The sequence below is a fragment of the Fictibacillus sp. EA-CB0309 genome, from assembly GCF_055814265.1.
Genome location: NZ_CP169271.1, coordinates 52,501 through 65,038, shown reverse-complemented (window position 1 = coordinate 65,038; position 12,538 = coordinate 52,501). Strand labels below are relative to the sequence as shown.

Annotated in this window: 11 protein-coding genes, 12 tRNA genes, 2 rRNA genes and 2 pseudogenes (1 of these 27 cut by a window edge); 26 read left to right on the top strand and 1 reads right to left on the bottom strand. The window is 43.7% G+C overall.

Features of this window, described 5'->3' with window-relative positions:
- The first annotated feature begins 37 nt into the window (after window positions 1-37).
- The 11 genes and pseudogenes from ACEWFH_RS00415 (at window position 38) to ACEWFH_RS00365 (ending at window position 7,649) form a co-directional block, all read left to right on the top strand.
- On the top strand, window positions 38-214 hold the full coding sequence (locus tag ACEWFH_RS00415) for a hypothetical protein (protein ID WP_473725739.1): 177 nt from the start codon (window positions 38-40) through the stop codon (window positions 212-214).
- A 115-nt stretch (window positions 215-329) separates the two neighbouring features.
- The gene (locus ACEWFH_RS00410; protein ID WP_473725738.1) at window positions 330-1,148 is read left to right on the top strand and encodes an STAS domain-containing protein; all 819 of its coding nucleotides are present in this window, start codon (window positions 330-332) and stop codon (window positions 1,146-1,148) included.
- Window positions 1,149-1,164: 16 nt separating this feature from the next.
- On the top strand, window positions 1,165-1,521 hold the full coding sequence (locus tag ACEWFH_RS00405; protein ID WP_066239455.1) for an STAS domain-containing protein: 357 nt from the start codon (window positions 1,165-1,167) through the stop codon (window positions 1,519-1,521).
- A 2-nt stretch (window positions 1,522-1,523) separates the two neighbouring features.
- Window positions 1,524-1,924 (top strand): annotated as a pseudogene (locus ACEWFH_RS00400) (anti-sigma regulatory factor).
- Between the two features lie 11 nt (window positions 1,925-1,935).
- A complete protein-coding gene (locus ACEWFH_RS00395; protein ID WP_473725737.1) occupies window positions 1,936-2,943 on the top strand; it encodes a PP2C family protein-serine/threonine phosphatase in 1,008 nt (335 codons plus the stop codon).
- Window positions 2,944-3,005: 62 nt separating this feature from the next.
- The gene (locus ACEWFH_RS00390) at window positions 3,006-3,338 is read left to right on the top strand and encodes an STAS domain-containing protein (protein WP_473725736.1); all 333 of its coding nucleotides are present in this window, start codon (window positions 3,006-3,008) and stop codon (window positions 3,336-3,338) included.
- Window positions 3,335-3,817 (top strand): anti-sigma B factor RsbW, encoded by a 483-nt coding sequence (gene rsbW, locus ACEWFH_RS00385; RefSeq protein WP_473725735.1) that lies wholly within the window; start codon window positions 3,335-3,337, stop codon window positions 3,815-3,817. The genes ACEWFH_RS00390 and rsbW overlap by 4 nt, the downstream gene beginning before the upstream one ends.
- On the top strand, window positions 3,783-4,574 hold the full coding sequence (gene sigB, locus ACEWFH_RS00380; protein WP_473725734.1) for an RNA polymerase sigma factor SigB: 792 nt from the start codon (window positions 3,783-3,785) through the stop codon (window positions 4,572-4,574). Before rsbW ends, sigB begins: the two co-directional genes overlap by 35 nt.
- Window positions 4,571-5,179 carry a PP2C family serine/threonine-protein phosphatase gene (locus ACEWFH_RS00375; protein WP_473725733.1) on the top strand — a complete coding sequence of 203 codons (609 nt, stop codon included), beginning with the start codon at window positions 4,571-4,573 and terminating at the stop codon, window positions 5,177-5,179. The genes sigB and ACEWFH_RS00375 overlap by 4 nt, the downstream gene beginning before the upstream one ends.
- Before the next feature lie 90 nt (window positions 5,180-5,269).
- Window positions 5,270-5,470, top strand: a complete 201-nt coding sequence (locus tag ACEWFH_RS00370) for a hypothetical protein (protein WP_473725732.1) — start codon at window positions 5,270-5,272, stop codon at window positions 5,468-5,470.
- Window positions 5,471-5,522: 52 nt separating this feature from the next.
- A pseudogene (locus ACEWFH_RS00365) lies at window positions 5,523-7,649 on the top strand (Tex family protein).
- 48 nt (window positions 7,650-7,697) lie between these two features.
- On the opposite strand, the gene cmpA reads toward ACEWFH_RS00365, so the two are convergent.
- Complete coding sequence (gene cmpA / locus ACEWFH_RS00360; RefSeq protein ID WP_137792088.1) at window positions 7,698-7,820, bottom strand: cortex morphogenetic protein CmpA; 123 nt, start codon at window positions 7,818-7,820, stop codon at window positions 7,698-7,700.
- 96 nt (window positions 7,821-7,916) lie between these two features.
- On the opposite strand from cmpA, the gene ACEWFH_RS00355 reads away from it, so the two are divergent.
- The 15 genes from ACEWFH_RS00355 to ACEWFH_RS00285 all read left to right on the top strand — a co-directional run.
- Window positions 7,917-8,375 carry a SprT family protein gene (locus tag ACEWFH_RS00355; protein WP_473725731.1) on the top strand — a complete coding sequence of 153 codons (459 nt, stop codon included), beginning with the start codon at window positions 7,917-7,919 and terminating at the stop codon, window positions 8,373-8,375.
- 176 nt (window positions 8,376-8,551) lie between these two features.
- A tRNA-Asn gene (locus ACEWFH_RS00350) sits at window positions 8,552-8,626 on the top strand.
- Between the two features lie 3 nt (window positions 8,627-8,629).
- A tRNA-Ser gene (locus tag ACEWFH_RS00345) sits at window positions 8,630-8,720 on the top strand.
- A gap of 3 nt (window positions 8,721-8,723) precedes the next feature.
- Window positions 8,724-8,798: transfer RNA gene (locus ACEWFH_RS00340), tRNA-Glu, on the top strand.
- Window positions 8,799-8,832: 34 nt separating this feature from the next.
- A tRNA-Asp gene (locus ACEWFH_RS00335) sits at window positions 8,833-8,908 on the top strand.
- Between the two features lie 15 nt (window positions 8,909-8,923).
- Window positions 8,924-8,998 (top strand) — tRNA-Gln (locus ACEWFH_RS00330).
- Between the two features lie 57 nt (window positions 8,999-9,055).
- Window positions 9,056-9,131 (top strand) — tRNA-Lys (locus ACEWFH_RS00325).
- Window positions 9,132-9,146: 15 nt separating this feature from the next.
- Window positions 9,147-9,230: transfer RNA gene (locus tag ACEWFH_RS00320), tRNA-Leu, on the top strand.
- 50 nt (window positions 9,231-9,280) lie between these two features.
- Window positions 9,281-9,366: transfer RNA gene (locus ACEWFH_RS00315), tRNA-Leu, on the top strand.
- Window positions 9,367-9,399: 33 nt separating this feature from the next.
- A tRNA-Arg gene (locus ACEWFH_RS00310) sits at window positions 9,400-9,476 on the top strand.
- A 5-nt stretch (window positions 9,477-9,481) separates the two neighbouring features.
- Window positions 9,482-9,558: transfer RNA gene (locus ACEWFH_RS00305), tRNA-Pro, on the top strand.
- Window positions 9,559-9,566: 8 nt separating this feature from the next.
- Window positions 9,567-9,640: transfer RNA gene (locus tag ACEWFH_RS00300), tRNA-Gly, on the top strand.
- Between the two features lie 9 nt (window positions 9,641-9,649).
- Window positions 9,650-9,726: transfer RNA gene (locus tag ACEWFH_RS00295), tRNA-Ile, on the top strand.
- Between the two features lie 186 nt (window positions 9,727-9,912).
- Window positions 9,913-11,460, top strand: a 16S ribosomal RNA gene (locus tag ACEWFH_RS00290).
- A 227-nt stretch (window positions 11,461-11,687) separates the two neighbouring features.
- A 23S ribosomal RNA gene (locus ACEWFH_RS00285) occupies window positions 11,688-12,538 on the top strand; it runs 2,083 nt beyond the window's last position.
- Together the 16S and 23S rRNA genes with 12 tRNA genes alongside form the textbook arrangement of a ribosomal RNA operon.

The window sequence follows — 12,538 nt, the reverse complement described above, 5'->3', positions numbered from 1 at the left end:
TTATTTCACTTTCCTGACAAGTTGATTGGAGTGAAAGATGCGAGACTCCTGCGGGACAGGCGGGCAGGTGAGACACTTAAGAGTGAAACGTACGAATGTGGCTCACCGCCTGCCCCGCGGAAAGCGAGTATCTGTAACGGAAATCAACCACTTTCAAACAATCGAAGCTGATCTAAAACGATCAATTCGTAACTGGAAAAAAATACATGTTTAACGACTGGCATCTTGGGTTATATATCCAAAGTTAGAAAAAGAGTAAACATTGCACAATATATTCATAAGTGAAATAATAGAAATTGAGACTAAATGTAGTGGGGGTGCAAGATAAATTGGACAACTTGATTGTACAGATGGTCAATGAGAATCAAGAGACCCTAAAAAATAATTGGCTAAAAGAAGTCAATCTCTTTAAAGAAAAGGAACTAGCTGGGACTGCACTTAAATTTAGTGATGGGACTGACCAGCAGTTTTTTGAACTGTTAATTAAACATATTAATTACCACGATATATCTAAAGATGGAACACTTGATGAGTTTTTTGATCAAGTGCTTCATACGGGCTTACCTTTAAGCTATTTAACGCAAGGGCTTCAAGCTGCACGCCGTGTTATCGTTAATTTTTTAGTAGAGACGGAAATGGATACCGAAAAGCTTGCGTCGGTATACCGAGAAATCGACAGATGGTTAGATCCTATTCTTAACCGAGTGATAGAAAACTCATCTCAGATTTGGGAAAGAACCGTTTCTGTTCAAAAGACAGCATTATTAGAACTTTCCGCTCCGCTTATCCCGGTTTTCAAAAACATCAGCGTCATGCCTCTGATTGGTTCAATCGATACGGAACGCGCGAAGCTGATCATGGAAAACCTTTTAAATGGAGTGATTAAATATCGCTCAGAAGTTGTGCTGATTGATATTACAGGAGTACCAGTCGTAGATACGATGGTAGCCCATCATATTATTCAAGCAGCTGATGCTGTGCGTTTATTAGGATCAACATGTATCCTAGTAGGAATACGTCCTGAAATTGCACAGACCATTGTAAGCCTGGGTATCGATTTAAGTCTATTCCCTACGAAGAGCACTCTTCAAAAAGGCATGGAAAATGCATTGGAGATCACAAATCAGCAGTTGATTAGCAATAAATAGGGAGTGAGGGGAAAAAATGAGGATTCCTATTTTAAAATTGCACGAATATTTATTGATCACTATTCAAGTAGAAATGGACGATCAAACAGCCCTTCAATTTCAAGAGGATTTGCTTAACAAAATTCACGATACAGGGGCAAAGGGTGTTGTTATTGACTTAACGTCAGTAGACATGATTGACTCCTTCATAGCAAAAGTTCTTGGAGATGTCGTGAGGATGTCAAAGTTGATGGGAGCTCAAGTTGTATTAACAGGAATACAGCCTGCGGTTGCTATTACTTTAATTGACCTTGGAATTTCAATGAGGGAAGTTTCGACAGCACTTGACTTAGAACAGGGGCTTGATAAATTGCGTCTGGAACTGGAGGGATGATTATGGACATCCAATCCTGTGTGGAAGTACGCAATGAATGGGACATCGTAAGTGCCCGTCAACTTGGAAGAAACATGGCTAAAGAGCTTGGTTTCGGAAATGTTGATCAAGCCAGAATAACAACAGCGATTTCCGAACTCGCCCGTAATATTTATTTGTATGCCGGCCGAGGAAAGATTTGCATTGAACCAATCGATCAATTAGGAAAAAAGGACTGCGAATCGTAGCCTTAGATAATGGTCCTGGAATCCGAGAAATCCGAAAAGTTATGGAAGACGGCTATACAACTTCCGGCGGATTAGGAGCTGGATTGCCAGGTGTGAAGCGTTTAATGGATGAATTCTCTATTGAATCCACGGTTGACGTGGGAACGGAGATATCTGCTACTAAATGGCTTCGTTAGGAGGAGAGCTCTTGACTGCAAAGGACGCACTAACGGAACGTTACCAAGATTTATTATCAGTCTATCTAAAAGCCAAAACCGAGACGACACTCTATAAAGCCCAGCAATTTAGCCGGAAACTATTGGAGCAGCAGATTTCACCTGAAGATTTAGTGAGCTTGCACATTCAAGTAATGGACGAGCTTTTCCCGGATATGTCAGAAGAGATGAGAGATTCTTTTGACTTTCTGCTTGAATCTATGATTGGTTATGGCTTTGCTTACCGCGAACACCAAAGTCTGCGGGATAAACAGCAACAGCTGGAATCAGAAATTGAAGTTGCCGCAAGCATGCAGCAAACATTGCTGCTTAGCGATGTACCTGACTTTAACGAGTTGGACATAGGCGTTGTAAGCGTTCCTGCTAAAAAAATGAATGGCGATTATTATAATTTTGTTAAAAGCGGCAATAGTCTTAGTGTCGCTGTAGCTGACATTATCGGTAAAGGCATACCCGCTGCACTCTGTATGTCTATGATTAAATACGCGATGGACAGCCTGCCAGAAGAACAGATGAAACCTCATCTCCTGCTGGAAAACTTAAACCGTGTTGTTGAACAAAATGTTCATAGCAACATGTTCATTACAATGTTCCATGGTGTATATGAACCGGAAAGCCATAAGTTCTTCTATGCAGGTGCCGGTCATGAACCAGGATTTATTTATCATGCAAAAGAAGATAAGTTCCACGATCTTATTGCTAAAGGCCTTGTTCTGGGGGTTTCTCGCACAACAACCTATCATCCGTATGAAAAGGAGATAGAAGTTGGAGATATGGTCATCTTGCTCTCAGATGGAGTGACCGAGTGCAGGACAAGCAAAGGATTTATTGAAAGAGAAGAAATTGTTTCTCTCATTCGTAAATATATGGATCTACCCTCTCAAAAAATTGTTGAGAATGTATTTCAGGAGTTGGATCGGCTTCAAGGGTTCGAGCTCAGAGATGATTTTACTTTAATTATTTTAAAAAGACTGGTTTAAACAGTGTTCAATTAGGGTAAAGGTACCTTATGGTTCCATACAAAGCTTGGGGGGAAAAACAAATGAATTTGCAAATTAATCAAGGCCAAATAAATGAAACATATGAATTAAATCTTACTGGGGAAGTAGACGCATATACGGCTCCGAAACTTAAAGAAGTCATGCTTCCGTTAACTGAAAAAGAAGGGAACATCGTAATCGTCGACCTTTCTGGTATAGAATATATGGACAGCACGGGATTGGGTATTTTTGTAGGAGCTTTAAAGTCTTCTAAAGCCCACAATAGCTCATTAAAGCTAAGAGGCATGACAGAACGCGTTAAACGTATCTTTGAAATTACCGGTTTAACTGAGGTAATGGACATCGAAAGCGGAGTAAAGGGGGAGGCGCTATGAGAACAGCGTCCGACTATATTGAAATGAACGTTCCGGCAAAGCCGGATTATGTGGGAGTAGTCAGATTAACGATATCTGGTCTGGCAAACCGCATGGGTTTTGCGTTTGATGAAATTGAAGATATTAAGATTGCTGTTTCAGAAGCTGTAACGAATGTTGTAAATCATGCTTACACAGAAGGAGATCAAGGCCAAGTTCGCATTGGCTGCAATATACATGATGACCGCATGGAAATTACGGTTGTCGATCAAGGAAAGAGTTTCGACGTTGAATCTATCTCTAAAGATCTTGGCCCTGTAGATGGTAAATCAGTTGATCAACTGCATGAGGGAGGTTTAGGCCTCTTTCTGATAGATACACTAATGGACAAGGTAGAAATAAGCAGTGAAGCCGGTGTCGTTGTAATGATGACAAAGTATCTTCACAGAGATGAGGTGGAGGAACATGTCGACAGAATCTCACCAGCGCCTTCACAGTAAAGAACAGGTCTATGCATGGATTGATGAATTACAGCAAGATCCAAAAAACGAAGAAATTCAAACAAATCTTGTATTGCAGTATCAAGACTTAGTACATTCTCTTGCACGAAAGTTTTCTAAAGGGAAAAGCATCCATGATGATTTAGTTCAAGTAGGTATGATCGGACTGCTTGCTGCTTTTAGAAGATACGACAAAACGTTTGGCAGATCTTTTGAATCATTTGCCGTTCCAACAATTGTTGGAGAAATCAAACGTTTTATTCGTGATAAAACATGGAGTGTGCATGTACCGCGCCGTATTAAAGAACTAGGTCCGAGAATCAAGAAAGCCGTTGAAGAATTAACGACTCGCTTGCAAAGGTCACCTAAAATCTTTGAAATTGCTGAGTTTCTGGAAGTTTCAGAAGAAGAAGTTCTAGAGACGATGGAAATGGGTAAAAGTTATCAAGCTCTATCCGTGGATAGTTCTATTGAAGCGGACCAAGAGGGTAGTACGGTTACACTTCTCGATTTAGTTGGATCCAATGATGATGGTTTCGATCAAATCGATAAAAGGCTACTTTTGGAGAAAGCATTTGCTGTTCTTTCTGAACGTGAACGTGAAATCCTGCAGTGTACGTATTTTGAAAACTTAAGCCAAAAGGAAACAGGGGAACGTCTGGACATATCCCAAATGCATGTTTCCCGATTGCAAAGAAGAGCGTTAGAAAAACTAAAAGAAGCGTTGCGAGTATCACCCTCGGAGGCGCTTAGATGATCGAACACTATCAATTTAGCAGAGCATCTGTTTCCTCTTACCAGAAACCTAAAAAGGGAAATGATCTTTGCGGAGATAGTTTTTATGTGAAAGAAACGGAAGATTATTTGATTTGCGCGGTTGCAGATGGTTTAGGAAGCGGCAAAATGGCGAAAGAAGCTTCAGGAGCTGCTACTGACATAATTGATCAGCATCATCATGAATCAGTGGAACAGCTGATGCATCTTTGTAACGAGGGGTTAAGACATACTCGAGGTGCTGTAATCGCAATTGTTAAAGTCGATTACAAAAATCAAACAGCCACTTATTCAGGTGTAGGTAACATCCGTTTTATGATCTCTGCTGAAAGACAAAGAGCCATACACCCTTTAACGAAGGCAGGTTTTCTAGTAGGGAAGCCTGAGCGATTTAAAGTACAGGATTTCAAGTTTGAAAAAGAGTTAACATTAATGCTTTATTCTGATGGCATGGATATTCATACACAAAGTCGATCACTCTTAACGAAAATGATTTCTCCAAAAGAGTCTGTCATTTTTATAAGTGGATTGCCACAAGATATTAACGACGATGCTACATGCATCGTAGGCCAAGTAAATATTAGTTAGCTAAACATCATCCTTATCAAGATTTTAGGATGGTGTTTTTTGTTTTTGAATCTTTTTCACTCTTCATTTGCAAGTTGATTGAAGTGCAAGTTGCGAGACTCCTACGGGACGAGCGGTCAGGTGGAGACTCCTAATGGCGCAAAGCGGCAGGAGGCTCACCGCACGCCCCGTGGAAAGCGAGCATCTGGAGCGGAAATCAACCACTTCCAAAAGCATCGTTGGATACGAAAAAGAAGCCTTCACTTTTTTACGGAGCAACTTCATTGGTTTATAATAGTAGTAATTGATTGAAAAAGGAGTGTTCTTATTGGGACAACCTATTAGTGAACAAGCATTACGTACAATGGAACAAGAACTAAATGTAAAAGGCAAACAAATTAATCAGGTTATTGCTCTTTTAGAAGAAGGAAATACGGTCCCGTTCATCGCACGTTACCGAAAAGAATTAACGGGCGGTCTGGATGAAGTGCAGATCAAAGACATCATGGATCGTTGGACGTACTTGCAAAACTTAGCGACTCGAAAAGAAGAAATCATTCGTCTTATCGATGAACAAGGAAAACTTACTGAAGAATTAACAGCTTCTATTTCGAAAGCTCAAAAGCTGCAAGATTTAGAAGATATCTACCGTCCTTATAAACAAAAAAGAAGAACTAAGGCAACGGTAGCCAAAGAAAAAGGACTTGAGCCACTAGCACATTGGCTGTTGGAACAAAACAATGATGATCCACTAACAAAAGCTGCGGCATACATAAACGAAAAAAGAAGTGCTTTCAGCTGAAGATAGTCTAACAGGGGCAAAAGATATCATTGCTGAAATGCTGTCTGATGACGCGGATATGCGAAAATGGATCCGCGAAGATACATTTACTAAAGGCGAGATCAAAACAGATGGCAAGAATACCGAAAATGATGAGAAAAAAGTATTCGAAATGTATTACGAATACCAAGAACCGATCCGAAAAATCGTTCCACATCGTGTTTTGGCGGTTAACCGCGGCGAGAAAGAAAATATTTTGAGAGTAAGTATCGTAACTCCATCAGAATTAATTCTTTCTAAGATGGAGAGAAAAACGATCAAGCGTTCCAGCTCGCCAGCGGCAGCTTATATACGCGAAGCGATGGAAGACGCATATAAACGATTAATTTCTCCTTCTATTGAACGTGAAATCCGAACCGCTCTAACTGAGCAAGCGGAAGAACGCGCGATTCATATTTTTCTGAAAACGTAAGAAGCCTTTTATTGCAGGCTCCGTTGAAAGGGAAAGTTGTTCTTGGTGTCGACCCTGCATACCGAACAGGATGCAAGCTAGGTGTAGTGGATGAAACGGGAAAAGTCTTGCATATTCAAACCATTTATCCAACACCGCCGCGATCAGAGGTAGAAAAATCTGCTGTTGTTGTGAAAAAGTTGATCGATCAATACGACATTGAAATTGCTGCGATTGGAAATGGAACCGCATCACGCGAAACAGAACAGTTTATTGCTGAAACGTTAAAAGACCTCGAAAAATCAGTGGCCTATGTCATTGTAAACGAAGCGGGTGCGAGTGTTTATTCGGCCTCAAGTGTAGCGCGTGAAGAATTCCCTGACCTTCAAGTGGAAGAAAGAAGTGCTGTATCTATCGCACGAAGACTTCAAGATCCGTTAGCAGAACTTGTGAAAATCGACCCGAAGTCTATCGGAGTTGGCCAGTATCAGCACGATGTTTCCCAAAGAAGACTTGGGGAAGAAATTTCATTTGTGGTGGAGACTGCCGTTAACCAAGTAGGGGTTAACGTAAACACAGCTTCTTCTTCATTGCTTCAATATGTTTCGGGGTTGTCCAAAACAGTCGCACAGAACATTATCGTAAAACGAAATGAAGTCGGGAAATTCAAAAACAGAACAGAACTTAAGAAGATTCCGCGACTCGGTGCGAAAACGTATGAGCAATGTATCGGGTTTCTGCGAGTGGTTGATGGAAATCAGCCTCTTGATCAAACCGGCATTCACCCAGAAAGCTATCCAGCGACGAAAGCATTGTTAAAAGAACTCGGATTTACTCCTGCTGATATAGGTTCAGAAGCTCTGGCGGAAAAATTAAATAACATATCGCTTGATGCCACATCTGAAAAATTGGATATTGGTGTACCGACTTTAAAAGATATTATTGAGGGTCTTACTAAACCAGGAAGAGATCCGCGTGATGCTTTTTCAGGGCCAGTGCTTAAAACAGATGTTCTTAAAATGGAAGACCTATCTCAAGGGATGGAACTGCAAGGAACCGTTCGCAACGTCGTTGATTTCGGAGCATTTGTAGATATTGGTGTAAAACAAGATGGGCTTGTGCATATCTCGAAATTAACAAATCGTTTCATAAAGAACCCAATGGATGTTGTAAGTGTAGGACAAGTCGTAACCGTATGGGTAGATTCTGTAGATGTAGCTAAACAACGAATCGCCTTAACGATGATTGCTCCTAAATAAAACAACTACCGAAAAAACATCAACAAGATAAAGCACTTCTCCAGTAAATTACTCTTCACTGGAGGAGTGTTTTTTGTTATAAAAGAACCAGCACTGATTAAGTAAGCGGATTTGGTAACGATCTTTTTGATAATAAGCACGACGGAGCTGTCTTTTAAACCATGTTGGCATATAGAGAACCTCCTTGAACTTCCCAATCCGTTATTTGTGTATTAGTCTATGTATAGAAGCTTGTTGATGTGAACTTGAAATGTAAGGAGCTTGACCATGACTGACGTGGAATTACAAAAACTTACCGAGGAAATTTCTCTTCAGTTCTTCGATAAACCGTTTCGGCACAGAGCCAGATTTAATAAAAGGCTGCGAACAACAGGAGGACGATATCTTTTAAGATCTCATGACATAGAAATGAACCCGCATCTTTACGAGGCATTCGGCATGGACGAATTGATTGGGGTCATTAAACATGAGCTTGTGCACTACCATATGCATATTGAAGGTAAAGGGTATAAGCATGGTGATTACGATTTTAAGTATTGGCTAAATAAAGTAGGCGGCTCTCGCTTCTGTCAGTCCATACCTGAAAAAAGAAGAACAGAGAGTTATAAATATCACTATATCTGCGCAGACTGTATGCAGTCCTATAAAAGAAAGAGAAGAATTGACACGAAAAAGTATGTATGCGGAAAGTGCCGAGGAAAATTAAAACAGGTTTCTTTAAAATAGGGTGTTGACTTCGATTATAGGTATGTGGTAATTTAATAAAGTCGCTGTTAGACATACCTTTTACATAGCTTTCTTAACAAGGTAGCTAAAGCGATAACGGCTCAGAAAAAAACTTCGAAAACGGGTTGACATCTGACGCTGAAACAATTATGATATTAATTGTCCTTAAAAGACATTCCACAGTAGCTCAGTGGTAGAGCTATCGGCTGTTAACCGATCGGTCGTAGGTTCGAGTCCTACCTGTGGAGCCATACAGAGAAGTACCCAAGTGGCTCAAGGGGCTCCCCTGCTAAGGGAGTAGATCGCTAACGCGGTGCGAGGGTTCGAATCCCTTCTTCTCTGCCATCTGGCCCGTTGGTCAAGCGGTTAAGACACCGCCCTTTCACGGCGGTAACACGGGTTCGAATCCCGTACGGGTCACCATATACTTTCATAAAAGCAATACCTATAGATTGATGGACTCGTGGTGTAGTGGTTAACATGCCTGCCTGTCACGCAGGAGATCGCCGGTTCGACCCCGGTCGGGTCCGCCATTATTTCTAAGGTGTTGGGCTATAGCCAAGCGGTAAGGCATCGCACTTTGACTGCGACATGCGTTGGTTCGAATCCAGCTAGCCCAGCCATTTTTTATTTTTAAGATGAGTGTTTAAGATACAAACACTAAACCTTATTAACAGTAAGAGCCATTAGCTCAGTCGGTAGAGCATCTGACTTTTAATCAGAGGGTCGAAGGTTCGAGTCCTTCATGGCTCACCATTTTCAAATTAATATGCGGGTGTGGCGGAATTGGCAGACGCGCTAGACTTAGGATCTAGTGTCTTTGACGTGGGGGTTCGAGTCCCTTCACCCGCACCATATTAATTTTCTCAATAAGTTGCAGTGCTCATGCGCTGGCATCTAGCCGCGCGGTCGTGGCGGAATGGCAGACGCGCTAGCTTGAGGGGCTAGTGGGGGTATCCCCGTGGAGGTTCGAGTCCTCTCGACCGCACCAACTTTTACAAATAACATATAATGCATTGAATAGGCGCCCTTAGCTCAGCTGGATAGAGTGTTTGACTACGAATCAAAAGGTCGGGAGTTCGAATCTCTCAGGGCGCGCCATATTTCGGGAAGTGGCTCAGCTTGGTAGAGCACCTGGTTTGGGACCAGGGGGTCGCAGGTTCAAATCCTGTCTTCCCGACCATTCTTTATGCGGGTGTAGTTTAGTGGTAAAACAAGAGCCTTCCAAGCTCTGGTCGTGAGTTCGATTCTCATCACCCGCTCCAATTTTTTACGGGCCTATAGCTCAGCTGGTTAGAGCGCACGCCTGATAAGCGTGAGGTCGATGGTTCGAGTCCATTTAGGCCCACCATATGATCGTAAAAATGATCAAAAAAAGATTTTAAAAAAGAGCTTGACTTTATAACATTGATTCGGTAAGATGATAAAGCTGTCTCGAAAAAAGACAAGCCAAAAAGTTCTTTGAAAACTGAACAAAAGAAATAGGTAAGGAATTAAATTAATTCCGTCAGTTTTAAAAACGAGCAAGACAAACACTTTTATGGAGAGTTTGATCCTGGCTCAGGATGAACGCTGGCGGCGTGCCTAATACATGCAAGTCGAGCGAATGAAGAGGAGCTTGCTCCTCTGATTTAGCGGCGGACGGGTGAGTAACACGTGGGTAATCTGCCTGTAAGACGGGGATAACTCCGGGAAACCGGGGCTAATACCGGATAATAAGAAGAAACGCATGTTTCTTTTTTGAAAGTCGGTTTCGGCTGACACTTACAGATGAGCCCGCGGCGCATTAGCTAGTTGGTGAGGTAACGGCTCACCAAGGCGACGATGCGTAGCCGACCTGAGAGGGTGATCGGCCACACTGGGACTGAGACACGGCCCAGACTCCTACGGGAGGCAGCAGTAGGGAATCTTCGGCAATGGGCGAAAGCCTGACCGAGCAACGCCGCGTGAGCGATGAAGGCCTTCGGGTCGTAAAGCTCTGTTGTTAGAGAAGAACAAGTACGAGAGTAACTGCTCGTACCTTGACGGTACCTAACCAGAAAGCCACGGCTAACTACGTGCCAGCAGCCGCGGTAATACGTAGGTGGCAAGCGTTATCCGGAATTATTGGGCGTAAAGCGCGCGCAGGCGGTCTCTTAAGTCTGATGTGAAAGCCCACGGCTCAACCGTGGAGGGTCATTGGAAACTGGGAGACTTGAGTGCAGGAGAGAAAAGTGGAATTCCACGTGTAGCGGTGAAATGCGTAGAGATGTGGAGGAACACCAGTGGCGAAGGCGGCTTTTTGGCCTGTAACTGACGCTGAGGCGCGAAAGCGTGGGGAGCAAACAGGATTAGATACCCTGGTAGTCCACGCCGTAAACGATGAGTGCTAGGTGTTGGGGGTTCCACCCTCAGTGCTGAAGTTAACACATTAAGCACTCCGCCTGGGGAGTACGACCGCAAGGTTGAAACTCAAAGGAATTGACGGGGGCCCGCACAAGCAGTGGAGCATGTGGTTTAATTCGAAGCAACGCGAAGAACCTTACCAGGTCTTGACATCCTTTGACCACTCTAGAGATAGAGCTTTCCCCTTCGGGGGACAAAGTGACAGGTGGTGCATGGTTGTCGTCAGCTCGTGTCGTGAGATGTTGGGTTAAGTCCCGCAACGAGCGCAACCCTTGACCTTAGTTGCCAGCATTCAGTTGGGCACTCTAAGGTGACTGCCGGTGACAAACCGGAGGAAGGTGGGGATGACGTCAAATCATCATGCCCCTTATGACCTGGGCTACACACGTGCTACAATGGATGATACAAAGGGTTGCGAAGCCGCGAGGCCAAGCCAATCCCAAAAAGTCATTCTCAGTTCGGATTGTAGGCTGCAACTCGCCTACATGAAGCCGGAATTGCTAGTAATCGCGGATCAGCATGCCGCGGTGAATACGTTCCCGGGCCTTGTACACACCGCCCGTCACACCACGAGAGTTTGTAACACCCGAAGTCGGTGGGGTAACCCTTTGGGAGCCAGCCGCCGAAGGTGGGACAGATGATTGGGGTGAAGTCGTAACAAGGTAGCCGTATCGGAAGGTGCGGCTGGATCACCTCCTTTCTATGGAGATTATGAAACAGCTTCGACTGTTTCGTAAGTACACCTATTCTTCTTTTGTTCAGTTTTGAGAGAACTAACTCTCAACTAAATAACACTTTTTATGATTCATTCTGAAAAGGTTATTTTCTATGTTCTTTGAAAACTAGATATCGACATCCAAACAATATGCAAGGCAGATTTAACAATCTGCGCCAAGCAAGAATCTTTGATGTGTAAACATCATATAAGGTTAAGCTAGAAAGGGCGCACGGTGGATGCCTTGGCACTAGGAGCCGAAGAAGGACGGGACGAACACCGATATGCCTCGGGGAGCTGTAAGTAAGCATTGATCCGGGGATTTCCGAATGGGGGAACCCACCATCCGTAATGGGATGGTATCCATATCTGAATACATAGGGTATGAGAAGGCAGACCCGGGGAACTGAAACATCTAAGTACCCGGAGGAAGAGAAAGCAAATGCGATTTCCTGAGTAGCGGCGAGCGAAACGGAATCAGCCCAAACCAGAGGGCTTGCCCTCTGGGGTTGTAGGACACTCTACATGGAGTTACAAAGGAACGAAGTAGGTGAAGCGGTCTGGAAAGGCCAGCCAAAGAAGGTAACAGCCCTGTAGCTGAAACTTCGTTCTCTCCTGAGTGGATCCTGAGTACGGCGGGACACGTGAAACCCCGTCGGAATCCGGGAGGACCATCTCCCAAGGCTAAATACTCCCTAGTGACCGATAGTGAACCAGTACCGTGAGGGAAAGGTGAAAAGCACCCCGGAAGGGGAGTGAAATAGATCCTGAAACCGTGTGCCTACAAGTAGTCGGAGCCCATTAACGGGTGACGGCGTGCCTTTTGTAGAATGAACCGGCGAGTTACGATCCCGTGCAAGGTTAAGTTGATAAGACGGAGCCGCAGCGAAAGCGAGTCTGAATAGGGCGACATAGTACGTGGTCGTAGACCCGAAACCGTGTGATCTACCCATGTCCAGGGTGAAGTTCAGGTAACACTGAATGGAGGCTCGAACCCACGCACGTTGAAAAGTGCGGGGATGAGGTGTGGGTAGGGGTGAAATGCCAATCGAACACGGAGATA